This is a genomic window from Streptomyces sp. LBL (genome assembly GCF_029893585.1).
Lineage (GTDB): Bacteria > Actinomycetota > Actinomycetes > Streptomycetales > Streptomycetaceae > Streptomyces.
In genome coordinates, this window is record NZ_JARXYX010000003.1 from 268826 (window position 1) to 292635 (window position 23810).

At 70.5% G+C, this 23810-nt stretch carries 22 protein-coding genes and 1 pseudogene; 12 read left to right on the forward strand and 11 right to left on the reverse strand.

Annotated elements, in window-relative coordinates; all coding sequences use genetic code 11:
• The first annotated feature begins 71 nt into the window (after nucleotides 1-71).
• A complete protein-coding gene (locus M2271_RS05150; RefSeq protein ID WP_280885895.1) occupies nucleotides 72-869 on the forward strand; it encodes an oxidoreductase in 798 nt (265 codons plus the stop codon).
• A 1261-nt stretch (nucleotides 870-2130) separates the two neighbouring features.
• On the opposite strand, the gene M2271_RS05155 is transcribed toward M2271_RS05150, so the two are convergent.
• The 4 genes and pseudogenes from M2271_RS05155 to M2271_RS05170 form a co-directional block, all read right to left on the reverse strand.
• Nucleotides 2131-2901: a class I SAM-dependent methyltransferase gene (locus M2271_RS05155; RefSeq protein ID WP_280885896.1), complete on the reverse strand. Its 771-nt coding sequence runs from the start codon at nucleotides 2899-2901 to the stop codon at nucleotides 2131-2133.
• 385 nt (nucleotides 2902-3286) lie between these two features.
• Nucleotides 3287-3418, reverse strand: a complete 132-nt coding sequence (locus tag M2271_RS05160; RefSeq protein WP_280885964.1) for a hypothetical protein — start codon at nucleotides 3416-3418, stop codon at nucleotides 3287-3289.
• Nucleotides 3419-3489: 71 nt separating this feature from the next.
• Nucleotides 3490-3885: pseudogene (locus M2271_RS05165) on the reverse strand (peptide deformylase); the annotation flags it as partial.
• 2 nt (nucleotides 3886-3887) lie between these two features.
• The gene (locus tag M2271_RS05170) at nucleotides 3888-5045 is read right to left on the reverse strand and encodes a transposase (RefSeq protein ID WP_280885897.1); all 1158 of its coding nucleotides are present in this window, start codon (nucleotides 5043-5045) and stop codon (nucleotides 3888-3890) included.
• Between the two features lie 26 nt (nucleotides 5046-5071).
• On the opposite strand from M2271_RS05170, the gene tnpA reads away from it, so the two are divergent.
• The gene (tnpA, locus tag M2271_RS05175) at nucleotides 5072-5500 is read left to right on the forward strand and encodes an IS200/IS605 family transposase (RefSeq protein WP_280885898.1); all 429 of its coding nucleotides are present in this window, start codon (nucleotides 5072-5074) and stop codon (nucleotides 5498-5500) included.
• 330 nt (nucleotides 5501-5830) lie between these two features.
• Here tnpA and M2271_RS05180 read toward each other — a convergent pair whose 3' ends face one another.
• The 4 genes from M2271_RS05180 to M2271_RS05195 all read right to left on the reverse strand — a co-directional run bounded on the left by M2271_RS05180 (nucleotide 5831) and on the right by M2271_RS05195 (nucleotide 9430).
• On the reverse strand, nucleotides 5831-7144 hold the full coding sequence (locus tag M2271_RS05180; protein ID WP_280885962.1) for an IS1182 family transposase: 1314 nt from the start codon (nucleotides 7142-7144) through the stop codon (nucleotides 5831-5833).
• Between the two features lie 140 nt (nucleotides 7145-7284).
• Nucleotides 7285-7728 (reverse strand): hypothetical protein, encoded by a 444-nt coding sequence (locus tag M2271_RS05185; protein WP_280885899.1) that lies wholly within the window; start codon nucleotides 7726-7728, stop codon nucleotides 7285-7287.
• 56 nt (nucleotides 7729-7784) lie between these two features.
• The gene (locus tag M2271_RS05190) at nucleotides 7785-8507 is read right to left on the reverse strand and encodes an ABC transporter permease subunit (RefSeq protein ID WP_280885900.1); all 723 of its coding nucleotides are present in this window, start codon (nucleotides 8505-8507) and stop codon (nucleotides 7785-7787) included.
• A gap of 2 nt (nucleotides 8508-8509) precedes the next feature.
• Nucleotides 8510-9430, reverse strand: coding sequence for an ATP-binding cassette domain-containing protein (locus M2271_RS05195; protein ID WP_280885901.1), 921 nt, complete (start codon nucleotides 9428-9430; stop codon nucleotides 8510-8512).
• Between the two features lie 108 nt (nucleotides 9431-9538).
• On the opposite strand from M2271_RS05195, the gene M2271_RS05200 reads away from it, so the two are divergent.
• The 3 genes from M2271_RS05200 (at nucleotide 9539) to M2271_RS05210 (ending at nucleotide 12865) form a co-directional block, all read left to right on the forward strand.
• The gene (locus M2271_RS05200; protein WP_280885902.1) at nucleotides 9539-10693 is read left to right on the forward strand and encodes a histidine kinase; all 1155 of its coding nucleotides are present in this window, start codon (nucleotides 9539-9541) and stop codon (nucleotides 10691-10693) included.
• 14 nt (nucleotides 10694-10707) lie between these two features.
• Entirely contained in the window at nucleotides 10708-11370 is a 663-nt protein-coding gene (locus M2271_RS05205) for a response regulator transcription factor (protein ID WP_280885903.1), read from the forward strand.
• A gap of 337 nt (nucleotides 11371-11707) precedes the next feature.
• Nucleotides 11708-12865 carry an ROK family protein gene (locus M2271_RS05210; RefSeq protein ID WP_280885904.1) on the forward strand — a complete coding sequence of 386 codons (1158 nt, stop codon included), beginning with the start codon at nucleotides 11708-11710 and terminating at the stop codon, nucleotides 12863-12865.
• A gap of 271 nt (nucleotides 12866-13136) precedes the next feature.
• Here M2271_RS05210 and M2271_RS05215 read toward each other — a convergent pair whose 3' ends face one another.
• Nucleotides 13137-13895: a GntR family transcriptional regulator gene (locus tag M2271_RS05215; RefSeq protein ID WP_280885905.1), complete on the reverse strand. Its 759-nt coding sequence runs from the start codon at nucleotides 13893-13895 to the stop codon at nucleotides 13137-13139.
• Nucleotides 13896-14145: 250 nt separating this feature from the next.
• Nucleotides 14146-15030 carry an RNA polymerase sigma-70 factor gene (locus tag M2271_RS05220; RefSeq protein WP_280885906.1) on the reverse strand — a complete coding sequence of 295 codons (885 nt, stop codon included), beginning with the start codon at nucleotides 15028-15030 and terminating at the stop codon, nucleotides 14146-14148.
• A gap of 174 nt (nucleotides 15031-15204) precedes the next feature.
• Here M2271_RS05220 and M2271_RS05225 point away from each other — a divergent pair, with 174 nt between their 5' ends.
• Nucleotides 15205-16038 carry an alpha/beta hydrolase gene (locus M2271_RS05225; RefSeq protein ID WP_280885907.1) on the forward strand — a complete coding sequence of 278 codons (834 nt, stop codon included), beginning with the start codon at nucleotides 15205-15207 and terminating at the stop codon, nucleotides 16036-16038.
• Nucleotides 16039-16212: 174 nt separating this feature from the next.
• Here M2271_RS05225 and M2271_RS05230 read toward each other — a convergent pair whose 3' ends face one another.
• A complete protein-coding gene (locus M2271_RS05230) occupies nucleotides 16213-16719 on the reverse strand; it encodes an SRPBCC family protein (protein ID WP_348539142.1) in 507 nt (168 codons plus the stop codon).
• Nucleotides 16720-17124: 405 nt separating this feature from the next.
• On the opposite strand from M2271_RS05230, the gene M2271_RS05235 reads away from it, so the two are divergent.
• The 6 genes from M2271_RS05235 (at nucleotide 17125) to M2271_RS05260 (ending at nucleotide 23750) form a co-directional block, all read left to right on the forward strand.
• Entirely contained in the window at nucleotides 17125-17703 is a 579-nt protein-coding gene (locus tag M2271_RS05235) for a hypothetical protein (RefSeq protein WP_280885908.1), read from the forward strand.
• Between the two features lie 48 nt (nucleotides 17704-17751).
• On the forward strand, nucleotides 17752-19536 hold the full coding sequence (locus M2271_RS05240; RefSeq protein ID WP_280885909.1) for a tryptophan 7-halogenase: 1785 nt from the start codon (nucleotides 17752-17754) through the stop codon (nucleotides 19534-19536).
• A 159-nt stretch (nucleotides 19537-19695) separates the two neighbouring features.
• Nucleotides 19696-20220 (forward strand): sigma-70 family RNA polymerase sigma factor, encoded by a 525-nt coding sequence (locus M2271_RS05245; protein WP_280885910.1) that lies wholly within the window; start codon nucleotides 19696-19698, stop codon nucleotides 20218-20220.
• Nucleotides 20221-20270: 50 nt separating this feature from the next.
• Nucleotides 20271-20963 (forward strand): hypothetical protein, encoded by a 693-nt coding sequence (locus M2271_RS05250; RefSeq protein WP_280885911.1) that lies wholly within the window; start codon nucleotides 20271-20273, stop codon nucleotides 20961-20963.
• A 216-nt stretch (nucleotides 20964-21179) separates the two neighbouring features.
• Nucleotides 21180-22733 (forward strand): AarF/UbiB family protein, encoded by a 1554-nt coding sequence (locus M2271_RS05255; RefSeq protein WP_280885912.1) that lies wholly within the window; start codon nucleotides 21180-21182, stop codon nucleotides 22731-22733.
• Between the two features lie 129 nt (nucleotides 22734-22862).
• Nucleotides 22863-23750 (forward strand): SAM-dependent methyltransferase, encoded by an 888-nt coding sequence (locus M2271_RS05260; RefSeq protein WP_280885913.1) that lies wholly within the window; start codon nucleotides 22863-22865, stop codon nucleotides 23748-23750.
• The last annotated feature ends 60 nt before the right edge of the window (nucleotides 23751-23810 follow it).

Below are 23810 nucleotides of genomic sequence, written 5' to 3' on the forward strand. Positions count from 1 at the left end.
CCGCAAGACCATGACGGACACCGGCGCACATCACCAGGAACCACAGGAACCCCGGCGGACAGGAAGAGAACATGACCCACGTGAACGACGCGGCGGCGCTCCAGCGAGGCAAGCGCGCACTGGTGACAGGCGGCACCCGCGGCATCGGCCTGGCCATCGTCCGCAGGCTGGTCGCCGAGGGGGCCACCGTGGTGACCTCTGCGCGCAAGGAGGCGCCGGTCCCCGACTCGGTCCGCCTGGTGACCGCCGACTCCAGCACCCCGGAGGGCGTGCGTGAACTCGCCGACGCGGCCCTCGGCATACTCGGCGGGGTGGACATCCTGGTGAACAACGCCGGCGGTGCCAGCAGCGGCGGCATGCCACACCTCGGCGGTCACGCCGCCATCCCCGACGAGGACTGGGTGGAAGCCCTCAAGAGCAACTACCTGGCCGCGGTACGGCTGGACGCGGCGGTCCTGCCGTCGATGATCCGTCAGGGCGGCGGGGTCATCATCGAGATGGCGTCGACAGTCGCCCGGCGGCCGGTCGGCGCCCTACTGCACTACGGCGCAGCGAAGGCCGCGCTCCTCCACTATGCCAAGGGCCTGGCCGCCGAGGTCGCCCCGCACGGCGTCCGCGTCAACAGCGTGCTCCCCGGGCTGGTGCGGACCTCGGCCATGGACCTGGTCGCGGACAGCATCCAAGGCGCCACCGGGCAGGACAGCGACTCGGTGGTGCACATGATGGTCCAGATGGAGGGTGCCCCCATGAAGGGGACCAGCGAGCCGGAGGACGTCGCCGATCTGGTGTCCTTCCTCGCCTCTGAGCGTGCCTCCCGTATCACCGGCGCCGAGTACGTGGTGGACGGCGGCGCTCTCGCGACCGCCTGAGCACGCCACGGCCAGGGCGCCCGGCGCCTCAGCCGGCTCACCCCGCACTCCTCGCTCACGTCCGGGGTCGTTGCGTGATCGCGATTCGTCCACAACGTCCTGGCTGGGCCAGAGATTCACGGCACTGGCCCCGCGAACGCGGCGCCCGCCCTGCGTCCGCCCCCGCCACGAACTGTGGCTCGGTCACGCACACCCTGCTCGGTCGGAGTTCCGACAAGTGCAGCGCCGGCGACCGGGACCGGGGGCAGGACACGGGCACACGTCGGATCGGATCCCGCGATCCGTCCCTGCGCGAGAGAGACACCGACTCCCGGACCCGGAGCGGTCGACACTCGGTCCACGGCGGCCGCCTGCATGCTCATCCCTCGAATCGGGCTGCAATCTCCCCCAGGGGATCACTGATAGCGCGTATTTCGCATGGGCCGTCCAGCCATTTGGTTTGCACGAGGCTGCCGAGCAGTACGAACTCACCCGCCCGAAGCCCGCCACACTCCCGATGCGCAGCATTGTTCGCCAACCAGACGAGGGCGTCGAGAGGATGTCCGAGAACATCTGAACCCACCCCTGTCCCGACCGGGGCACCGTCGATCACCAATGACGCCGATACCCCGTCCAACGGCGAGCCGGAACCGGGACCTCGGATTCGGCTTGAACCTCCCTCACGGAGTCGCGCCCGGGAATGTCGGTGCGCCTGCACGCTGTCCCTCAGTCAACTCGCGAGAGAAAGCGGTCTGTCGAAGTCCACAGCGCACCGTGTCGTCGGCGGGTCACTGGCCCCAGGCGTCGTCCGCAGGCAGGGCGACGGCTACCGTCTCGGCCCTCCGAGCTCCGCCTTGACGGAGTGTCCCCTGGACGCCGCGCTGCTGGAGATGGTCCTGCCGCGGGCGCGCGACCTCCATCGGGAGACGGGGCCGGTGTCCCGGTACGGGAGAGTTCACCGACCGGTCGCTCCGGGCACTGGCCGCAGGACCGCGGGGCTGCCGGGGCGCGGTTACAGCCGCGCTGCCCACCCGGGCGACGCGAACAGCGGTGTTTCGGGGGCGGGAACGCCAACGTGTCGGTGCACTGCCTACCAGCACGGAACTGAACCAGTCGCAGGAAGGTGTCGCGCAGTGCCGTCGCCACCGCGATTTCGAGTCGTCCGAGGTCGCCCTGCTGCCCTGGGCCTTGCACACCGTCCGGGCCTGGCTCCCCCGCCGTCACCCTCAGCCGAGGATGGCAGGCCCGGACCGACGCGAACCCACCCCCCGACCCCCAGGCACTACTGGGAGTCCTTCTTGGTCGCCTCGAGGAGGTTGATGCCGAGCCAAGGACTCCCGTACCAGTAGCCCATGCCCAAGGGGCGCAGGGTGCTGTCCCCGCCGAGGTGGGCGATGTACCTCCGCGCGGCGAACCAGAAGTCGGCGATGACCAGGCGGCCGCCCGGCCTCAGGACACGCATCGCCTCGTCCAGCGCCTGGTACTGCCGCTCCGGCGGCTCGATGTTGTGGATCGCCAGCGCGCTGGTCACCACGTCGAAGGAGTCGTCCGCGAAAGGCAGCGCAGTCATGTCGGCCGTGTGCACCTCCACCCGGTCCGCCACCCCGGCTGCGGCGGCGTTGGCGAGAGTGATCTCCGGGCGATTGCCGCTCTGGTCCTTGCCCGCCCACAGATCGGCGGCAACGGCCCTCCCGTTCGGCAGCCGTTTCGCCGCGGCAACCAGTACCGCGCCACGCCCACATCCCAGGTCCAGCAACTCCTCGTCGCCCTTGAGGCCGATCCGGTCCAGCTCCCTCTCCCAGATGGCTAACTTTCCGCGCAGTGTGGTGTGCAGGTATACGCCGGTACTGGCGGTCAGCAACGCGCCCGCGGTCGCCGTCAGCGCCCGTCCCCGTCGCCACCGCACGGACGCCAGACCGAAAACCGCCGCGGCGGCACCGAGGGTCGACACGAAGCCCGGCGCATCCACGCCGTACCGGGGCCAGGAGGTCCGAGCCGGTCCGGCGTCATCACCGCGGCCGTACTGGTGCATGCCGTTCGCCGTATGCGTCATGTCCGCAGTGTGGCATGGGGAGGCGGCCGGACCGCCGTACGAGAGAGGTTTCCGGACGCGGCTCGGGCGGCTCGGAGGGCGGCGTCGAAGCAGCGGCCGTGCTCGCCGTACGTGGGGTTCTGCGGTGCAGGGCCGGGAGCCCAAGACCTCAACGACTGTTCCCACTCCTGGAGAGTGCTGTGCTCACAGCGCCGATCTTCGACAACGTCGACGGTGCCTGTCCTGCCCTCGCCCACCTCGCCGGCAGAGAAGCCACGACCGTTACGGCGTGCAAGGACGGGAAGGTGCCGCGATGACCGGCGCCCGACAAGGCGACGACCACGCTGACTTGGGTGACGCGGCGGCAACTCATGGAGAGGGGCGGCGTCGGGCAGCAGGTCTTGGCTCAGCCGTACTGCCACTGTCGGCCGGTGCCTCGGTACTCCTGGACCGGGATCGGGAGGACGCCCGGGCGCATGCGCTCACGGTAGAGAACACCTTCAAGGTGGTCGATCTCGTGGCCAACGAGGCGGGCCATTCTCCCTGGGTGAAGTGGGACAACCTCGTGCTGCCGTCGAGGTCGCGGTGGGCGACGATGATGCTGAGAGGGCGGGGAACCCGGCCGCGGACGTCGAAGAAGCTGAGGCAGCCCTCGAACTGCTCGTCCAGGTCGGCGGAGGCCTCCTCGATGGAAGCGTTCAGCAGAACCATCGGCTCGGCGTCGGGTTCCGGCGGGACGACCACGGCGGCGCAGCGGTCGATGCCGATTGGGGGAGCGGCGATGCCCATGCCCTTGCCGAACGTGTGCAGTTGCCGTACTCGGCCGATGGCGTCGAAGAGTTCACCGACGAAGCGGCGGGCATGGTCGGCTTCGGCCGGCAGGTCGATGCGGCGAACGGGGCGGGCGAGAATGGGGGCGCCTTCGTCAACTTGACCCGGCCCTAAAGGACCGGGCTTGGAGGTAGCTCCCAACTGGCTGCTGGGTTGGCTCCTCCGTCCAGACACCCCTATGGGGTGGCAGGGACGCGTGACTCACGCCCCGCATTCCACACGATCTCGCCACGGGTGGCGATGTTGTGGGAAGCATTCCGGTCGGCGTGAGCAACGACCCCGCACCCCCGGCAGATGAAAAGCCCCTGGTCGACACGGTTTCGCTTGTCGACGTGGCCGCACTCGGCGCACGTCTGCGACGTGTACGCGGGATCAACGAAGACCAGGGGCACCCCGGCCCGCTTGGCCTTGTAGACGATGAAGTCCCCGAGTTGGGCGAAGGCCCAGGAGTGGAGTGCGACCCGTTGGGGCTTGCGGAGCCGTACCCTCTGCCGGATTCCCTTGAGTTCTTCCAGGGAGATCCCGGCTGAGGTGCGTTCAGCCTCGGTCACGATCGTCTTGGCGATGATGTGGTTGGTGTTCTTGACGTGCCGCTGTTCGCGGCGGGAGCGCTCCTTCAACCGGCGCTTGGCGGACTTGGTGCGCTTCTTCTGGAGCTTGGCCCGCAGGGCAAGCTGACGCTTGCGGTACCGGTTGAGACCGCGCCCGGCGGCCTGGTAGCCAGTGGACGTGGTGGCGATGTTGACGATGCCGAGGTCCACGCCGATGAAGCCGTCCGGCTCGTACGTCTTGGCCTCGGGGACCTCGCAGGTGGCGATCAGGTAGAAGACCCCGTCACGCTCGATCAGGTCTGCCTCGCCCTTGCGGTACTCGCGGAGCGTCTTGAGCGCGTCGGCGGAGCAGACGAAGCGGACGTTCTTGAGGCGCCCGGCAGTTGTCCAGATGGACACGGTCTGTGCGTCGTACTGCCAGCTCAAACACCGGTCGTCATATGGCTGCGCAGCCTCGGGACGGAACGTGATCGGCTTCGACCCGGCCTTGATCCGGCGCTTCGACTTCGGCTTGCCGAGGTTTCCGGCGCGGATGTTGGCGTGCAGCGTCGTGTACGCATCGCGCACCTTCTTGATCACGTGTTGCGCCGCCTGCGCCCCGAGCCCTTCGGCCTTGAGGCGCGGGTACGTGTGCTTGCGCAGCTCGTACTCACGCGGCACGCCATGGGCGAACGCCACCTCGGAGACCCAGCACGCCAGGTCGTTCACCGTGCGCAGGGTCGCCGACAGCGCGGCGGCCTGGTCGGCCTCCGGCATCAGCTTCACCTGCGTCACGATCTTCATGCCGGGCATCGTACTACAGTTGATCTATGTCACCACGCTGGGAGCCAAACCCCAACATCCGTAGGGGCCGCACGGTCGTCTATACCCTTCACGCCCACTTGGTCTTCACACCCAAATACCGGCGCGGCCCCTTCACCGATGAGATCCTTACGCGCTGCGAAGAGATCATGCGGGCCGTGTGTGCCGACTTCGAAACCGAGCTGGTGGAGTTCAACGGCGAGCGCGATCACGTCCACCTGCTCGTGCACTATCCGCCCAAGGTCGCCATCTCCCGACTGGTCGGCTCCCTCAAGGGCGTCTCAGCCCGCAGGCTCCGCCAGGAGTTCCCCGGCCACATCCGCAAGTACCTGTGGGGCGACCACTTCTGGTCCCCGTCCTACTTCGCCGCGTCCTGCGGCGGCGCACCGCTGGCGATCATCAAGGAGTACATCGAGAACCAGAAGCGTCCCGACTGAGGCCAACAGTGCGGACCCGTGCACCCGTGCGGGTCACCCCTATCTTGAGAAGCGCTTCCTCCCGGGCGTAAACGCCCGGGGATCCGCGCTAGATCAGGCTGAACAATGCCGGCGTGCGCCATGGCTGACTCGGGGAGCGTGTGGTCATGGGGCGGTCCTCCTTCCTGTCGGCGCTGGGCCTGCTAGGAGCGTGGGTCAGTAACGAGCAACTGGCCGGGGGCCGGATCGGCGGGTCGATCCCAGTCGCCCGGCTGGTGGCTTCGTGGCTGGCGTGTGGGGCGGTTGGCCTGGGCTGGGATTTCGGCCGTCGGGGCCGGTCGGCCCGGCTGGTCAGCCGATCGCCGCGGCCAGGCCGGCGGACCCGGCGTGTCGGAAGATCTTGCGGAGGTTGTGGCAGGCGGCCAGCAGTCGCCACTCGCCGCGGGCGCCGTCTTCACCACGCAGCTGGAGTTGGCGGCCGTTCTGGCAGGTCATGATCTGTCCGAAGACGGGTTCGACGATGGCTTTGCGGCGGCTGTAGGTCCTGCGGCCGGGCTTGGTCCGCAGTTTGCGGGCCATGCGCTCTTTCAGTGTGGCGTCCTTGGGGATGCGTCCGCGTGGAGCGGGCGGGACCTGCTCGTCGTGGGCGAGTCGGCCGGTGGCCATGAAGGTGTCGGTGCCGCAGGCCAGTTGGCGCTCCTTCGCGCCTTCGAGGTTGGTCTCGGAGCAGTACCCGGCGTCGACCAGCGCCTGCTTGGGGTGGGCGCCGGTGTTCTGGGCGGACTGGTCGAGCATCGTGGTGTAGTTCAGCGCGTCGGAGGGGTTGGTCGTCACGTCGGCGGCGGTGATGACCTGGTGTTCTTCGTCGACAACGGCCTGGGCGTTGTAGGCCTGGATGTAGGCGCCGTCGCTGTCGGCGGCCTCGGCCTCGATCTGCGCGCGGGCGGCCTGCAGCTTCGCCCGGCGCTTCTCACGCCGGTCCAGCTCGGCGGGCAGGTCCACCTCCTTGCCGTCCACGCCGAAGGACTGGTCCTCGGCTTCGTCGGCGGCCTCCGCGTCGGCCAGCAGGGCCTGGGCCTTCGCTTCCAGCTGGGCGATCTCGGCCTCTATCCGCTCTTCCTTGTCGATCAGGCGGCCGTAGCTCATCGCCTTGTGTTTGGAGGCGCTGGCCTCCAGCTTGGTGCCGTCCAGTGCGACGCGGCCCATCTTGACCATGCCGAGCTTCTGCGCCAGGTGCAGCGACTGGGTGAACAGGCCCGCCAGCGCGTCCAGATGGCGGCGGCGGAACCGGGCGATCGAGCGGAAGTCCGGGGCCTGGTCGGCGGCCAGGAACCGGAACGCGACGTCGTCGGCCAGGCGGGCCTCGATCGCTCGGGAGGAGCGGACGCCGGTGGTGTAGCCGTAGACCAGCAGCCGCACCATCAGCCGGGGGTCGTAGGGCGGATAGCCGCGCTTTTCGGTGTAGTCCGCCAGGACCGGTCCGAGGTCGAGCACCTCGTCGACCAGGTCGGCGACGAACCGGGCCAGGTGGTCCTCGGGCAGCCAGTCGTCCAGCGACGGCGGTAGCAGCAGGACCTGATGCGGATCGAACTCCCGAAACGTCTTGTCCACCGCCGCCGCAGGACCCATCGGCCGCTTCTTCCCGACCGGCTCGACCTCGAACAGCCCATCGCCACCATGCATACCGTGATCATCCCGTATGAATGATCACGAACCGTAGACAGGTTGCCGGTTACTGAGACACGCTCGTAGCGACGGACCAGGGGCGGACCAGCTGTTCTTTCCACGGAGGTTGGTGACAGTGATCACGGTGGGGCGGTGTCGGTGACCAGTGCGAGGAGGTGGACCTCGTCGTCCATTTCGCCCTCCAGGACACCGAGGGCCAGCCAGCGGCCCGTGCCGGTCGGCTGCCACAGGTCGAGGTCGTCCACCAGGGTGCTGCAGGTCGCCCAGGGTTCCGATATCGGCTCGCCGCGGTCGATGCGGACCACGAGCGTCCCCATCCACCACGGTCGCCGCGCACCCCAGCGCGTGTCCAGAAGAACCGCCAAGTGGTCCTTGAGAGCGTGGAAGTCCTCCACGGTCCGCACCCGTTGCGCCGCGTCGCCGGTCCATACCGCGGAGCGCAGCTCCAACGACACGATGCGGTCATGGGATCCCGCCATGAGCACGTCCGACCCGCCGTGCGCCGCGGTGAGATCCCCGGTGCACAGCGAGTCGATCCTGGCGAGGTACTTCGCGCTGTCCATGTGCCCCAGTAAAGCGGCCGCCACTGACATTGGCGGCGCGTCAGGTCCTGACGCCGTCACGCGTCCCGTCGGTGCAGGTTCCACGCCCCCGCCAGCAGTGCGGCGCCCGTCCAGAGCGCGGTCACCGCCAGGCCGGTCCAGGGGCCGAGGGAGCCGTCCCAGGTCTCGTGGAACACCACCTGGCCCGCCCGGTCGGGCAGGTAGTCGGCGACACCGGCCGACACGTCCCCGACCACGAAGGAGACGATGAGCAGGAACGGGATCAGGATGCTCAGGGTGGCGACGCCGTTGCGCAGCAGGGCGGTGAGCCCGGCGGCGAACAGGGCCATGAGCGTGAGGTAGACACCGCAGCCGACCACACCCCGCGCCCCTTCGGCCCAGCTGAGCCCACGCGCGTCGGCTCCGAGAGCGGCTCTGCCCACGGCCAGACTCGCACCGCCCGTGATCAGGCCGACGGCCAGGGACGGGGCGGCGATCGCGATCACCTTGGCCGCGAACCACCGGCCCCGCTGGGGCACCGCCGTCAGCGCGCCCCGCAGCGAACCCTCTTGGAGCTCGGACGAGACAGCCGTCGTGCCGAACGCGATCGCCGCCAACTGCCCGAAGTTGAATCCGAAGAACGCCGAGAACAGCGGGTCGAACCTTTCTTCGCCGGCGTCGAGCGCGGCCAGCGCGGAGAAGGCCGCCGTCACGACGAGGACCGCGCACAGCGTCCCCATGAGCGACCGCAGGGTACGGATCTTGATCCACTCCGAGTGGAACACGGGAACGAACGTCATGGTCAGGCCTCCTGGGGTGGTGCGGTGAACTCGGTCTCTGTCGCCGTCAGATCGAGGTAGGCCTGTTCCAGCGTGGCCTCTTCCGCGGCGAGTTCGAGGATCGGTACGGCCGCGGCGGAGGTGAGGCGTCCGATGTCGTCCACGCGCGCGTCCGGCACGCTCCAGTGCCCGTCCTCGTGCTGCACGGCGTCGTGACCGTGGGCCGCGAGGACGTTCCTGAGTGCGGTGGCATCGGCGGTCCGGACGCGTACGCAGGGCCGCACGCGCGCGTCGATGAACTCCCGCAGCGAGGTGTCGGCCAGCAGTCGTCCCCGGCCGAGGACCACGAGGTGGTCGGCGAACGAGGCGGTCTCGTTCATCAGATGGCTGGAGACCAGGACCGTGCGCCCCTCCCCCGCGAGGCGGCGCAGCAACCCGCGGATCCAGATGATGCCTTCGGGGTCGAGGCCGTTGGAGGGCTCGTCGAGCAGGACCACCTCGGGATCACCCAGCAGGGCGGCGGCGATGCCGAGGCGTTGGCGCATGCCGAGGGAGTACGTTTTCACCCGGCGGTGCGCCACCGAAGTGAGCCCCGTCTGCTCCAGCACCTCGTCGACCCGGGTGAACGGGATGCGGTTGCTCGCGGCCAGGGCGCGCAGGTGGTTCCGTGCGGTGCGGGAGCCGTGGGCGGCCTGCGCGTCGAGCAACGCGCCTACGTGGCGCAGGGGTTCGCGGAACGTGGCGTAGGGACGGCCGCCGATCGTGGCCGTTCCCGAGGTGGGCCGGTCGAGGCCGAGGACGAGCCGCATGGTGGTCGACTTGCCGGCGCCGTTGGGGCCGAGGAAGCCGGTGACCCTGCCGGTCAGGACACGGAAGCTGAGGGCGTCCACGGCACGCCGGGTGCCGTACTCCTTGGTGAGGGCTTGGACGTCGATGCTGGTCATGGCAGAAGCCTGGCCACCGCTGCCGGGTCGGGGCCTCCCCCGTCGGTGGAGTTCCGCTCCCCCGTGCGAGGGAGGCCTATTGTCAGTGGCGGCTGCCACGATGGCGCAATGGCCCGCCTTCTGCGCCCGTTGCTTCGGGGGACGACCTACACGCGTCTGCTGCACCTGTGGGTGCCGATGCTGGTCGTCAGTGTGTGGATGTGGGTCGAGATGTCCACGCCGTGGGTGCCCGCGCTCGCACTGTTGCCGGTCGGACTGATCCCGGCCGTGCGCCGTGGCGAGGGAGTGCAGGCGCGGCTGCTGCTGACGCCGGGCGAGCGGAGCCAGGAGATCTCCGTGGCGCTGTCGGCGACCTGGCGGGACCGGCTGCGGACCGTGCTGTGGCTGGAAGTGCGCATGGTGCTGGGCGGGTTGACGGCGTTCGGAACGGTCTGGCTGCCGCTGTTGTCCCTCGCGTTGGCGGATCTGGCCTCAGGGACGGCGACCCCGGACGTGCCGGTACTGCGCGAGGCGACGCCGCACTGGGCGTATGTGTTTCTGGTGCCGCTCCCCCTGGTGGCGCTGTACGGGTTCGTGGTCGGCCTGGGTGAGCTGATCACCGCCCTCGCGTTCCGGTTCCTGGGTCCGTCGGCCGTGGAGCGGCTCGCCGCCCTGGAGGAACGCACGGAACAGCTCCTGGAGCGCACCCGGATCGCCCGTGAGCTGCATGACTCCATCGGGCACGCCCTGACGGTGGCAGTCGTGCAGGCGGGCGCTGCGCGCACGGCCGGCGATCCCGCGTTCACCGACCGGGCGTTGGAGGCCATCGAGGAGACCGGCCGGACCGCGCTGGAGGACCTGGAGCGCGTGCTCGGCATCCTGCGGGAGTCCAAGCGGCCCGTGAGCAGCCGGCCCACACTGACGGACGCCGACCGGCTGCTGGAGTCCGCCCGGATCTCCGGCGCGAAGGTGGACGCCGAACTGACCGGTCCCCTGGACACCGTTGCGGGTCCGGTCTCCCGGGAGGGGTACCGCATCCTGCAGGAGGCGCTGACGAACGTGGTGCGCCACGCGGGGGCGGTCCCCGTCCACGTCCGTGTCTCCGTCGGCCACGCCACGCTCGACCTGGAGGTGCGCAATCCGCTCACCGCAGCGATACCGGGACCCGGACGGGGCAGCGGGCTGCGGAGCATACGCGAGCGCGCGGCTCTGCTCGGGGGACGCGCGCGAACCGGTCCGGACGACGGCGACTGGCAGGTACATGTGGAGCTGCCGTTGCGCTGATCTACGCTGGCCGGATGCCGGTCACCGTACTCCTCGTCGACGACGAACCCTTGGTCCGCGCGGGTCTGCGGGCCGTGCTGGAGGCGCAGCCGGACATCTCGGTGGTCGGGGAGGCGGCCGACGGGGCGGCCGTGATCCCGCTGGTACGGCAGCTGCGGCCCGACGTGGTCGCCATGGACGTACGGATGCCGCTGCTGGACGGGATCGAGGCCACGCGCGCGGTGCTGCGGACGGTCGCCGAGCCGCCGAAGATCCTCGTGGTGACGACGTTCGAGAACGACGAGTACGTGTACGAGGCGCTGCGGGCCGGCGCTGACGGGTTTCTGCTGAAGCGGGCCCGGCCGGCCGAGATCGTGCACGCGGTACGGCTGGTCGCCGAGGGTGAGTCACTGCTGTTCCCTGCGTCGGTACGGCGACTCGCCGCCGAGTACGGCGACGGTGACGGCAACCGGGCGGCCCGGGAGGTGCTGGCGCGGGCCCGGCTGACCGAGCGGGAGGCGGAGGTACTGCGGCTGATGGCCCGGGGACTGTCGAACGCGGAGATCGCCGCCCGGCTGTTCGTCGGCACCGAGACGGTGAAGTCGCACGTGAGCTCCGTCCTGGCGAAGCTGGGGGCACGGGATCGCACCCAGGCGGTGATCGCGGCGTACGAGTCGGGGTTCGTGGCGCCTGGCTGACGGGTTCCGAGGGGGAGGGTCAGACGTCGCCGGTTGCGCGCGGTCGGCACCGGACGGAACCCGTTCGGTGGCGTCGGATTGCCTCTGTCCCTCTTCCGTTCGGTGGTGTGGGATTGCCTCTGACCTCGTCCGGTCCGTGGTGTGGGATTGCCTCTGACCTCGTCCGGTCCGTGGTGTTCGGTCGCCTCTGTTTTCGCCCGGTCGGTGGTGTCCGGTCGTTTCTGTCCTCGTCCCGTCGGTGGCGTCGGACGGCGTCCTCACGCGTCCCGGCACTCGCCGGGACCCCCTGCGCCGAGTACGATCCGCCCAACACGCGCACGAGCTGGGAGGACGGACGTTGGGGCGGCTGACCGGAGGGGACCCCTCGCTGTTGCGGAGGATCAACTCCACGGTGGTGCTGCACGCGCTGCGCGCCACGGACTGCGCGACGCTGACCGAGATCACCCGGGTGACGGGACTGTCCCGGCCGACGGTCGAGGGCGTCGTCGAGGGGCTCATCGAGGCGGGGTACGTCGTCGAGAAGGCCGCCGACGAGAGCGTCGTCCGTCGGCAGGGGCGGCCCGCGCGCAGGTTCCGGTTCCGCGCCGAGGCCGGGCATCTGCTCGGCCTGGAGATCGGGGCGCATCGCGTCGCCGCGCTCCTGTCCGACCTGGACGGCCGGGTGATCGGCGGGCAGTCCAAGGACGTCGACGAGACGGCGTCCGCCGACGAGCGTTTGGAACGGTTGCGAACCGCGGTGGCCGATCTGCTGCGCCGAGCCGGGGTCGCACGCGGCTCGCTGCGGGCCGTGGGGGTCGGCACGCCGGGGATCGTCGAGGCGGACGGCACAGTACGGCTGGGCACCGCGCTGCCCGAGTGGACGGGACTGCGGCTGGGTGAGCGCCTCAGCCGCTCCTTCAAGTGCCCGGTCCTGGTGGAGAACGACGCCAACGCCGCGGCCGTCGCCGAGCACTGGAAGGGCGCCGCGACCGAGTCCGACGACGTCGTGTTCGTGCTGGCCGGGCTGAGTCCCGGCGCCGGCTCACTGATCGGCGGACGGCTGCACCGGGGGTACGGCGGGGCCGCCGGGGAGATCGGCGCGCTGCATCTGCTGGGCCGGGAGGCGACGCCGGAGACGTTGCTGTCCACCACGGACGAGCCCCTGCACCCGCTCGACGAGCAAGCGGTCGCCGAGGTCTTCGCACGGGCCCGGGAGGGCGACCTGCGGGCCCGTGCGGCCGTGGACCGCTTCATCCAACGGCTGGTGCACGACGTGGCGGCACTGGTTTTGGCTCTCGACCCGGAACGTGTCGTGATCGGCGGCTGGGCGGCCGGCCTGGACGGCGTACTGGAGCCGCTGCGGCGGGAGTTGGACCGCTACTGCCTGCGGCCTCCGAAGGTCGCCCTCTCCCTCCTGGGCGAAGCGGCCGTCGCGACCGGCGCCCTGCGGCTGGCCCTCGACCATGTGGAGGAGCAACTGTTCGCGGTGGAGGGCACGGTGACGGCCCGCCGGTGACTGCCCCGCCCATGACGCCGGTCGGGGCGGCGCGCAGCGCGCGAGGCTACCGCAGGTGCGGCAGGTGCGGCAGGTGCCGAGGGACCCGGGGGCCTTCCGGCACTGACGGAGTTCACCGGGCTCCTGGTGCCGACGGGACCGGTCGGATGTCGGCGCCGGAAGTCGGCGCCGGCGAAGCAAGGAAGCCGACGCCGAAGCAGAGAAGGGCGCCGGCGACACGCGCGCGCCCAGGGAGCGTTCCCGGGGCGCCTTCGCTGTGGTGGTACGGCGTTCAGGACGCCCGGCGCTCCGGGTCCTGGTGGATCTCCACGCCGCCGGAGTCCCCGAAGGTCAGCCGGCAGGTGTCCGCGCGGTAGGTGGCGACGGAGAGCGCGGCGGTGCGGCCGTCGGCGAGGTAGCGGGTGGTGACGACGAGCACGGGCGCCCCGGGAAGCCGGTCCAGCTCCTTGGCGTCGTCCGCGCGGGCGGAGCCGAGCTCGACGGCGTTCTCCTGGCCCTCCAGCTCCAGCCGGTGCAGCTCGCGCAGCACGGCACGCGCGCGTGCCGCACCGGCCGGCGCGTCTATGGCGGAGAGCTCGGGCACCGACGACGGGGCGATGTAGAGCAGTTCGGCGGCGACCGGCTGACCGTGGGTCGTGCGGGAGCGGCGCACCGTGTGCACGGGCTGCTCGCCGGTCTCCAGCGCGGCGGCTACGGCCGCAGGCGGCATCTCCAGGGCGCAGTCGACGGGCTGCCAGACATCCCCCGCCGCGCCCGGCCAGGCGTGCTGCTCCGTGCCGACGGCCACACCCACGCGCGGCGGGGCGACGGTCGTACCGACGCCGCGGCGGCGCTGCAGCCGGCCCTCGAGTTCGAGTTGCTCCAGCGCCTGACGGAGTGTGGCGCGCGCGACGCCGAAGCGGGCGGCGAGGTCGCGTTCGTTGGGCAGGATCTCGCCCACCGTGAATTCGGTGTCCAGTGCCTCACTGAGCACGGTCTTGAGGTGCCAGTACTTCGGCTCCGGTACCGATTCGAGCTGCGTGGTCCCCACCCTGTCCTCCGCAATCGCCGTGGTCCGGGGCGTTTTAGCGCCCTTGTTTATTAAAGGTTGTTGCACTTCTCTGCGACCTTAGGGCGGCCCCCACCCTTGGTCAAGACCAATCCTTGATCCTTTGGGCGCCATCCGGACGGATCGCAGCCGAGTGTTCACGGAGCGTTCGCACGGCACGGCCTTGGTGACACGTCGGCGAAGCCCCCGTCGGGCGGCGCGTTCGAGGGGGCTTCGCGGGGGCGGACGGGCTTCAGACGGCGGCCAGGGGGCGCAGCTTGTCCGGGTTGCGGATGATGTAGACGGACTGGATGCGGCCGTCCAGGACGTCCAGTTGGAAGACCGAGTCGGGTTGGTCGCCGGACAGGACCAGGACCGCGGGGCCTCCATTGAGCTCCAGGAAGCGGAAGGACGGGTCGGAGACACCCTTCTCGGCGACACCCAGCAGGAAGCGGCCCACCTTGTCGGCCGTCTCCAGGACCCGCAGCGGCGCCTTGGACTTGCCGCCGCTGTCGCCGACCAGACGGACGTCCGGCGCGAGCAGGGACAGCAGCCCCTCCAGGTCACCCTGTCCCGCGGCGGCCAGGAACCGCTCGGTGAGGTCGCGACGCTGGGCCGGGTCGACCTCGTAGCGGGGGCGCCGCTCCTCGACGTGCCGACGCGCCCGCCCGGCGACCTGGCGCACGGCGGGCTCGCCCCGGTCGAGCATGGCGGCGATCTCGGCGTACGGGTAACCGAAGGCCTCCCGCAGGACGAACACCGCGCGCTCCAGCGGCGAGAGCGACTCCAGGACGACGAGGAGGGCGAGGGAGACGGTGTCGGCGAGCACCGCTCGTTCCGCGGTGTCGGGCACGGTGTCCCCGAATTCGGTGACGTACGGCTCCGGCAGCCACGGGCCGATGTAGGTCTCGCCGCGCGCCTTCAGTCGGCGCAGCCGGTCGATGGCGAGCCGGGTGGTGACGCGCACCAGGTAACCGCGCGGTTCGCGCACCTCGCTGCGGTCGGCGGCCACCCAGCGCAGCCACGCCTCCTGCACCACGTCCTCGGCGTCGGCCACGCGGCCGAGCATGCGGTAGGCGACGCCCAGAAGGACGGGGCGGTGTGCTTCGAACACGTCGGTCAGGGTGTCGGTGGTCACGGCTCCATCCCAACCGAGTCACGCGGCCCTGTCCAGGCGATTGCGGCGCGCGTCGCCCCCCAGGGGCGCAACGGGGCGCAACCGGGGGCGCACAAGGGGCTACCCGCCAGTAGTAATTGCTGACAAGCTGTCTACTCCGTGTTCGTCAGTGAGTCCCCGCCGAGGAGCATCCGCATGTCCGCGACCACCGTGTCCTTCAAAGTGCCCTCCCCCCAGGGCCCCCAGCCCGTCACCGTCTCCTACACGCGCGCGGGCAGCGGGGAACCCCTGCTCCTGCTGCACGGGATCGGGCACCACCGGCAGGCCTGGGACCCGGTGGTGGACATCCTGGCGGCCGAGCGCGACGTGATCACCGTGGACCTTCCGGGGTTCGGCGCCTCCCCCGGCCTGCCGGCGGGCCTGGCGTACGACCTGCGCACGACCACCGCCGTGTTCGGCGCCTTCTGCGAGACCTTGGGGCTCGACCGGCCGCACGTCGCGGGCAACTCGCTCGGCGGGCTGCTCGCCCTGGAACTCGCCAAGGAGCGGCTCGTACGGTCGGCCACGGCACTGTCGCCGGCCGGGTTCTGGACGCGGTCCGAGCGGCGCTACGCCTTCGGCGTGCTCCTGGCCATGCGGCGGATAGCCGAGCGGCTGCCGCTCCCGCTGGTCGAGCGGCTGGCCCGTACCGCGGCCGGCCGCGCCGCCCTGACCAGCACCATCTACGCGCGCCCGAGCCGTCGTGCGCCCGAGGCCGTGGTCGCGGAGACGCTGGCGCTGGCGCGGGCGACGGGCTTCGCCGACACCCTCCGGGCCGGTGCGACAGTCCAGTTCACCGACGACATCCCCGGCCTCCCGGTCACCCTGGCCTGGGGCACACGCGACTTCCTGCTGGTGCCGCGCCAGGGTGTGCGGGCCAAGCGGCTCATCCCCCGGGCTCGGCTGGTACGGCTGCCCGGCTGCGGCCACTGCCCGATGAACGACGATCCGGCACTGGTCGCGCGCGTCATCCTGGACGGCAGCCGCTGACGGGATCCGCAGGCGCGTCCCTGCGGGCCTCTTCACGCCCGTGGTTCTCGGCTCGGGCAAGCGGCATTTGCAGGTCGGCCGAGGGCCGGCGTCGGCCAGGACCCGCACACGCCGATGAAGGCGACCGAGTGCTGCACCTTCCCTCCCGAGCGCCCCGGCAACACCCGCCCACCGTCATAGGGCCCACTGCGGCACCATCCTCTCGGCGAGGGCGCGCAGCAGGCGTACGTAGCGGCTCCACCGGACCGGCCGGACCACCCGGCCGGTGAGGGCGTACTCGGCGCTGTCGAGGCTGTGCCTGAAGGTCGCGTTGTGCAGCGGGCGGAAGAACAGCAGCCAGCCCAGCCAGCACACTCCGCGCGGGCGGAGCACCAGGGTGTGACGCAGGACGGCACGTCCCGGGCCGAGGGGCTCGACGCTGAACTCGTGGAAGCCGCCGAAGCCGCTCGGGCCGGTGAACCGGAAACGCACCCACTGGCCCGGTACGTAGTGACTGACCACGTACCGCACCGGACCGTGGCCGCCGGACACCCCGGTGGCCAACGGCCGTTCGAAGCGGACGGGAGGCCAGTGCGGCGGCCAGAGCCGGTCCTTCTCTCCGCCCAGGGAGTCGATCAGCGCGCCGACGGCCTCCGGCGCGGCGGGGAGCGGGCGTTCGTGCACGTTCAGCAGAGCGATCACGGTGTGCTGACTGCCCCGCCGGGTCCAGTGGAGAACTCCCTCGAAAGGGGCACCGGAGAGTGCGCCCGGAGCACATCTCCCTTACTGCGCGCCGGACTTCGCGCTGGTGACTGACCGATAAACGCCGATGGGACAGAAGGCGGTGCCCTGCTTCTCAACTGCGACTTCCCAGGCTTCCCTTGCTCTCCCGCATCCACGTTCGAGAATGAAAGGGCGAAGATCGGCCAAGGTCAAAGGGACCTGCTGACACGGGCAGGGGGAATCGGAACCCGCGCGTAAAGAGAGACGAGACAGGCGCGCAAAAAAGCCACGCGGATCAGCCACGCGGATCAGCCGGACGGATCAGCCGAGCGCATATGCGAGGGGGCACAGCACATGGCCGCAGGACGCGGTGTTCCACCCAAGATGTCGTCGAGACCATGGCAACCGCTGCTCGACCAGCCGCCGTTGGCGGAGTTGCGCGGCGACCCGCTGGTGGACGCGGCGCTGCGGGAGCTGCACTGCCTGCTGCCGCCCTCCGTCGCAGTGCACTCGCTGCGGGTGTTCCTGCTGGCCGATGCCCGGGCCCGGGCTCGCGGAATCGGCTACGACCAGGCGGGGTTGCTGGCCGCCGCGGTGTTCCACGACACCGGGCTGACCGGGAACGCCCCGGTCGCACGCGGCGGATTCCCGTCCCGTTCGGCCGAGTTGCTCGACCGGTTCCTGCGCGGGCGCGGGGTGGACGCGGGGCGGCGCGAGGTGTTGACCCGTGCGGTCCGCGCGCACATGCGGACGTCACCCGCGCCCGGTGCGGGGCCCGAGGAGCGGTTGCTGCACTTCGGTGCCTGGCTGGATGTCACCGGTCGAGGCAGCAGCCAAGTCCCCGGTGAGCGACGACGGTTGGCGTCGCTGGCCGCCACACCCTGGTTCGCCTTCTCGTTCTCCGCGCGACTGGCCGCCGACGGAGTGCGGAGGGCGCTGCCGGCGTCCTCACCCGCCCGCTGAACTCCCACCCGGCCACTCGCTCTTCCCCGTCCGGAAAGGACCGCAGACGTGCAAGAGGACCAGCGTGTTTTCGATGTCGCCATCGTCGGTGGCGGCATCGGCGGGACCATGCTCGGGGCGATTCTCGCGCGCCACGGCGTGCGGGTGCTGCTTCTGGAAGGAAGCGGCCACCCCCGGTTCGCCATCGGCGAGTCCACCGTCCCCGAGACCACCTTCGGACTGCGGGTCCTGGCCCGCCGCTACGACGTCCCGGAGATCGAGCACCTGGCGACCCACGGTGCGCTGCGCCGCCACGTGTCGTCGAACTGCGGGATCAAGCGCAACTTCAGCTTCGTCCACCATCGCGAAGGGGAGCCCACCCGCGCCGAGGAGTGCACCCAGTACCCGACGTGGGGGCCGCCGCTGGGGCCCGACTCGCACTATTTCCGGCAGGACGTGGACGCCTACATGTTCCATGTCGCCGTGTCGTACGGGGCGACCGCCCACACCCACACCGTCGTCGACGACGTGAAGTTCGACAAGGCCGGGGTCACCCTGGTCACCCGGGAGAGGGGCACCTTCCAGGCCTCGTACGTGGTCGACGCCGGCGGGATGCGGGCGCTGCTCCCGGAGCGGCTGGGGCTTCGGCAGGATCCTCCGTACCGGACCCGGTCGCGCACGATCTTCACGCACATGGTCGACGTGAAACCCTTTGACACCGTGGCGCCGCCGCGGGAACAGCACGGGATGCCCAGCCCGTTCAGCCAGGGCACGCTCCACCATCTGTTCGGGGGCGGCTGGTTCTGGGTGATCCCGTTCGACAACCACACCGCCGGCACCAGCGAGTTGTGCAGCGTCGGCCTCAACCTCGACCTCGACCGGTACCCGCGCCCCGAAGGGGTGTCCGCGGAGGAGGAGTTCTGGACCCACGTACGGCGGTTTCCCAGCGTGGCCCGGCAGTTCGAGCACGCGCGGGCGGTACGGCCGTACACGTCGACCGATCGCACCCAGTTCTCCTCGCGAACGGTGGTCGGCGACCGCTGGTGCCTGCTGCCGCACGCGAGTGACTTCATCGACCCGCTCTTCTCCAGCGGACTCGCGGTGACCGTGATGTCGCTCAACGCTCTGAGCCACCGGCTCATCAAGGCCGTGCGCCAGGACGACTTCGACACCGCCCGGTTCTCCTATCTGGAGCACTGGATCAAGCGGATGTTCCGCTTCTACGACGACCTGGTGTCCTGCAGTTATCTGTCCTTCGACGACTTCGACCTGTGGAACGCCTGGAACCGTGTGTGGACCATCACCACGCTCTACGGGACCAACGCCCAGAACCAGGTCGCCGTGACATTCGAGAAAACACAGGACCCGGCCTGTTTCGACGCGTTGGAGACACCGCCGTATCGCGGTCTCCAAGGAATCGACAATCCGTGGGTCGAGCGGCTCTTCAATCAGGCACGGGACGCCGTACTGGCTTATGGGTCAGGCGAGTTGACGAAAGATCAGGCGATCGCCCGCATCTACGACCTCCTGCGCGAGAGCGAACTGGTCCCGGCGGTGTGGGGCACGCTCGACCCCGAGGACCGCTGCCCCGCGGGGGTGTTCACCCTCTGGCCGCTCATGAAAATCCTGCTGTGGGGCAAGTACCGCTCGCCACGGCATGTCCGGGGGGCCTACTTCACCGGTGGGGCACGGCTCGTCGGCCGGGAAGCCGTGCAGGTCTACGGCACCGAAGTGAAGCGCGGCGCCTCCCTGGTGCACCAGACCGCGCGGGACATGTGGGTCAACTGGAACCGGGACTGGACCCGGCGGCCGGGGCCACGCCCGGAGATTCCCGAACGGGGGATCCAGCGGTAGATCCGCGAACCGAAAAATCACACCGCCTCCCGCGTTATTCGGAAGCCGAGAATTGCGGTTTGCCGCCCGATTCCCTCGGGTAGGAAAAGAATATGGCCGAGAATTAAATTCCGGCCCGATTCCTCCTTCTTGAACGAGAGACAACGGGCTGCAATCACAATGGCGCTAAATTCCACCTGCCCATCGCCCGCCTCCTGTTCCTGGGAACAGATTTCCCAGCACCGGGACCGCCTCATGCGACTGGTCCGCCGAAGACTCCCGAGCTATCAGGACGCCGAGGACTGCGTTCAGGAGACGATGGCCCGCGCGGCGGCGCACGCCGCGCTGGACCGGGCCCGGCTGGGGTCGTTCCTGACCTCCGTCGCCCTTCGCCTCTGCATCGACTACTACCGCGACCTGGAGCGCCGCAGGCGTCTGTTGCAGCGTGCGGCCCTTCTGGACGATCCCGGCACCACCGAGGAGGACGTCTGTGACGAGGACTTCGGCAGATGGCTCATGGACCAGGTCCGGCAGCTGCGCGGCCGCGAACAGGAAGTCATACTCGCCCGCGCCGCGGGAATTTCCACTGCGGAATTCGCCCGCATGCACAACATCTCGATCAAGGCGGCGGAAGCTGCTTTCACCCGGGGCCGAGCACGTCTGAAAACAGCGTGCGCCAAGGCCATGGAAGACCGTATGACATAAACGCCCGCAAAGGGTGGCCGCGCATCACGCACACACCGAAGGGAACATTCATGTCCAACAACAAGAACATGCAGGATATCCTCAAGGACCTGTTCGGCAATATGGCCGACAGCAGCAAGGAAGCCTTCGACGATATTCTCAACCGGCCGGAGAAGTCGTCGTCCGGCACCACCCTCGATGCGCTGGCCGGGCTGCCCGCGAACACCCTGGGCGCGCTCGCCGGCGTCGTCAATCCGGCCTCGGCGCTGGCGGGGGCGGCGAACCCCCTGGCCGCTCTCGCGCAGGCCGGGGGGAATCCCCTCGCCGCTCTCGCGCAGGCCGGGGGGAATCCGCTGGCCGGCTTCACCGGCGGCGGGGGCAATCCCCTGGCCGCGCTCACCGGCGCCGCCGGCGCGGCCGCCCCACTCGCGGCCCTCGCGCACGCCGCCAACCCTCTCGGGGCCGTCGCGGGCGGCGCAGGATATCCGCTGGCCGCGCTCACGGGGGCGGCCGGGGCCGCCGGCAACCCCCTGGCGGCCCTCGCCGGTGCGGCCAACCCGCTGGCGGCCCTCGGCGGCGCGGCCAGCCCGCTCGCCGCGCTCGGCGGTGCGGCGAACGCGCTCGGCGGGATCGGGCATGCCGCCGAGGGCGTGGGTGACCTGCTCTCGCTGCCGACGCAGCTGGCCCAACTGCTGGAAATGCTGCCGAAACTGATCCAGGCCCTGCAGGGACAGTCCGGCGGAGGCAAGCAGGCCACAGCCTGACCGAACGTGGCCGCGCCCCGACCGACCGGCCGGCGCCCCATGTCCCATCCGGGTGAATCAACGCCCGGCCCGGTTCCGGGCCGGGCCCGGCCGGGATGGCGCCCCGCTCGGCCGGGACCGCGGCCCGCTCGACCGGCTCGACCGGATCGACCGGCTCCGCAGAGTGGGCCGGCTGGTGTCCCGGAACGCGTTCCGAGGCTGAGGAGGTCACACACGATGGTGTCGGTCGTCGGCGATCGGTTGCGGCTGGTGGTGAAGGTGCTGGGTAGCCTGGTCGCCGACGAGGTCGGGCGGGCCACCCGGCTGCGCAGACACACGCGGCGGAGCGAGTGGGCTCCCGGGGAGGCCGCGGAGGCGTCCGCCGGGGCCGAGCAGCGGCGGGCCAAGGCGGTTCGGCACGCGTTGGAGAGCCTCGGCCCGTTCTATGTGAAGCTCGGTCAGATTCTGTCCACCCGGCCCGACATGGTGCCCCAGTCCCTCCGGGACGAGCTGCAGAACCTGCACGACCAGGTCGACGTACAGCCGTTCTCGGTCTTCGAGCCCGTGCTCGCGGGTGACCTCGGGCCGGACTGGAAACTGCGGTTCGACGACGTCGACACCGTCGCTCCGCTCGGCGCGGCCTCCCTGGCCCAGGTCTACAAGGTCACACTGCCGGGCGGCCGGCCCGCGGTGGTCAAGATCCAGCGGCCCGGCATCAGGGAGGGCGTCCTCGCGGACATGGCGCTGATGCGGCGGGCCGCCCGGATCGTGGCCCGGGTGGCCCCCCGGTTCAACGAGGTCATCGACATCGAGGCGATGCTCGGCTCCGTCTTCGACGCGATGGAACCGGAGCTGGACTTCACCGGCGAGGCCCGCGCCATGGACGAGGCCCGCGAGAACATCCGCCCCTTCCGCACCCTGGAGGTGCCCCGGGTCCTGTACGCCGGCCCCCGGGTCCTGGTCCAGTCGCTGGCTCCGGGGACGTCGGTACGGCACATCGACCGCGCCCACTTCACCGACGACGAGCGCATCGAGATCGGCAAGGACCTGCTGCGCTTCATGTACCACGGCTATTTCGTGCACCGCTTCTTCCACGCCGACCCGCACGCCGGCAACGTCTTCGCGGTGCCCGGCGGCCCGGCGACGCTGATCGACTGGGGCATGGTGGGCCGACTGGACCGGCGCACCAGTCTGCAACTGCTGCCGCTGTTCATGGCCTTGGCGCAGAACGACGGGGCGGGTCTCGCTCACCACTGGGCGGAGATGGGCCGGATGACGGCGTGGTCCAACATGCCCGCGTTCATCGCGGACATGGCGGCCTTCGTGCCGAAGGTCTCCCATCTCTCCCTGGAGGACATGAACTTCGGCGTCTCCCTCACCACCGTGCTGGCCAAGGCGACCAAGCGGGGCATCGGTTCGCCGCCCGCGGTCTCCCTGCTCGGCAAGTCGTTCGCGAACCTCGACGGATCGGTACGCTGCCTCGCGCCCGAGATCACCCTCCCCGAGGTGTTCCAGGGGGAGGTGCCGAAGATCCTGCTCGCCCTGGGCCGTGAATTCCTCGGCCGCCATCAGTTCGCCCGCAACTCCATGGAGTTGCTGCTCGCCGCCGTCACCAGCCCCGAGCAGCTGCGCGGGGTTCTCGGCGACATGGCCAACCGTCAGTTCGCCCTCAACGTCCACGAGCCCCGCACCTCCGCCGCGATGGGCGGGCAGCGCCCCACCCACCCGTCCGGCGGTCTCCTGGCCCTCGGAGCGCTGGCGTTCCTGCTCGGCCGCCGCGGCTCCCCCTGACCCGCCTGAGCGGGCGACGTTCCGTCCGCGACGCTCCGTCCGAGCCGACCGCTCCTCCGATCCGCCCGGACGCCCGGCCCTGGGCGCTGGCCGCCCGGGCAACTCACCACGCGCATACGGAGGTTCCCCATGCCCGACAGCACACGCCCGCAGTCCCCACCCCCACCGGACACACTGCCGGACGGCATCCCGAAGGACGCGCTCCCACGGGTGGCGCTCTGGACGGCCGCCGCGCACGCCGCGGAGTGCCACCGGGACGCCCCGTACGTCCTCGACCCCTGGGCCGCCGACTTCCTGCACATGGCCGGCTTCGACGGCGGCCCGCCGGGAGACGGCCCTCTCCAACGCCTGCTGCCCGACTGGGCGGTGGTGCGCACCCGCTTCTTCGACGAACACCTGGTCGACGCGGCCCGCTCGGGCTGCCGCCAGGTCGTGCTGCTGGGCGCCGGTCTCGACACCCGCGCGTTCCGCCTCGGCTGGCCCATGGGAGTGCAGGTCTTCGAGGTCGAGGACCCCGCCGTCCTCGCCGTCAAGGAGCATGTGCTGGGCTGGAGCCCGCCCACCTGCGAACGCCGTAGCGTCGTCGGCGTCGACCCGACGACCGGTTCCTGGGGCGATAAGCTGGTCGCCGCGGGCTTCGACCCCCGACGGCCCACCGCCTGGCTCGCCGAAACACTGCTCTACCATCTCCAGCCGCGCGTCGTGGAGGCTGTCGTCGCCACGATGACGGAACTCTCCGCCCCGGGCAGCACCTTCGGCGCCGAGTGCGTGAACGCCGGGTCGGTCTCCTCACCGTTCGTGGCGCCCTTCCTGGACGCCCTGTCGGCCACCGGGATCGCCTGGCACTGGCAGCTCGCGGAGCCGGAACGCTGGTGGGCCGAGCGCGGCTGGGTCGCCCGACCCGCGGACCTGTTCACGCTGCCGTACGTCGTCCAACGCCTCTCCCCCTACCTGCCGCTGCTCACCGAGGCCGCCGCGACATGCGTGTTCCTGACCACCGGAACGCTGCGGGACTGAGCGCACACCCGGGACAGAAGCACACCGCGGGACACGCACAGGGAGCCCAGAGCCGGGCCG

Coding starts and splice junctions, on each gene's coding strand:
- M2271_RS05255 (WP_280885912.1), top strand. CDS start 21,180: ATGGTGTCGGTCGTCGGCGATCGGTTGCGGCTGGTGGTGAAGGTGCTG.
- M2271_RS05235 (WP_280885908.1), top strand. CDS start 17,125: ATGTCGTCGAGACCATGGCAACCGCTGCTCGACCAGCCGCCGTTGGCG.
- M2271_RS05190 (WP_280885900.1), bottom strand. CDS start 8,507: ATGACGTTCGTTCCCGTGTTCCACTCGGAGTGGATCAAGATCCGTACC.
- M2271_RS05195 (WP_280885901.1), bottom strand. CDS start 9,430: ATGACCAGCATCGACGTCCAAGCCCTCACCAAGGAGTACGGCACCCGG.
- tnpA (WP_280885898.1), top strand. CDS start 5,072: ATGTCACCACGCTGGGAGCCAAACCCCAACATCCGTAGGGGCCGCACG.
- M2271_RS05150 (WP_280885895.1), top strand. CDS start 72: ATGACCCACGTGAACGACGCGGCGGCGCTCCAGCGAGGCAAGCGCGCA.
- M2271_RS05260 (WP_280885913.1), top strand. CDS start 22,863: ATGCCCGACAGCACACGCCCGCAGTCCCCACCCCCACCGGACACACTG.
- M2271_RS05245 (WP_280885910.1), top strand. CDS start 19,696: ATGGCGCTAAATTCCACCTGCCCATCGCCCGCCTCCTGTTCCTGGGAA.
- M2271_RS05185 (WP_280885899.1), bottom strand. CDS start 7,728: ATGGACAGCGCGAAGTACCTCGCCAGGATCGACTCGCTGTGCACCGGG.
- M2271_RS05160 (WP_280885964.1), bottom strand. CDS start 3,418: ATGGCCCGCCTCGTTGGCCACGAGATCGACCACCTTGAAGGTGTTCTC.
- M2271_RS05250 (WP_280885911.1), top strand. CDS start 20,271: ATGTCCAACAACAAGAACATGCAGGATATCCTCAAGGACCTGTTCGGC.
- M2271_RS05225 (WP_280885907.1), top strand. CDS start 15,205: ATGTCCGCGACCACCGTGTCCTTCAAAGTGCCCTCCCCCCAGGGCCCC.
- M2271_RS05155 (WP_280885896.1), bottom strand. CDS start 2,901: ATGACGCATACGGCGAACGGCATGCACCAGTACGGCCGCGGTGATGAC.
- M2271_RS05200 (WP_280885902.1), top strand. CDS start 9,539: ATGGCCCGCCTTCTGCGCCCGTTGCTTCGGGGGACGACCTACACGCGT.
- M2271_RS05170 (WP_280885897.1), bottom strand. CDS start 5,045: ATGAAGATCGTGACGCAGGTGAAGCTGATGCCGGAGGCCGACCAGGCC.
- M2271_RS05205 (WP_280885903.1), top strand. CDS start 10,708: ATGCCGGTCACCGTACTCCTCGTCGACGACGAACCCTTGGTCCGCGCG.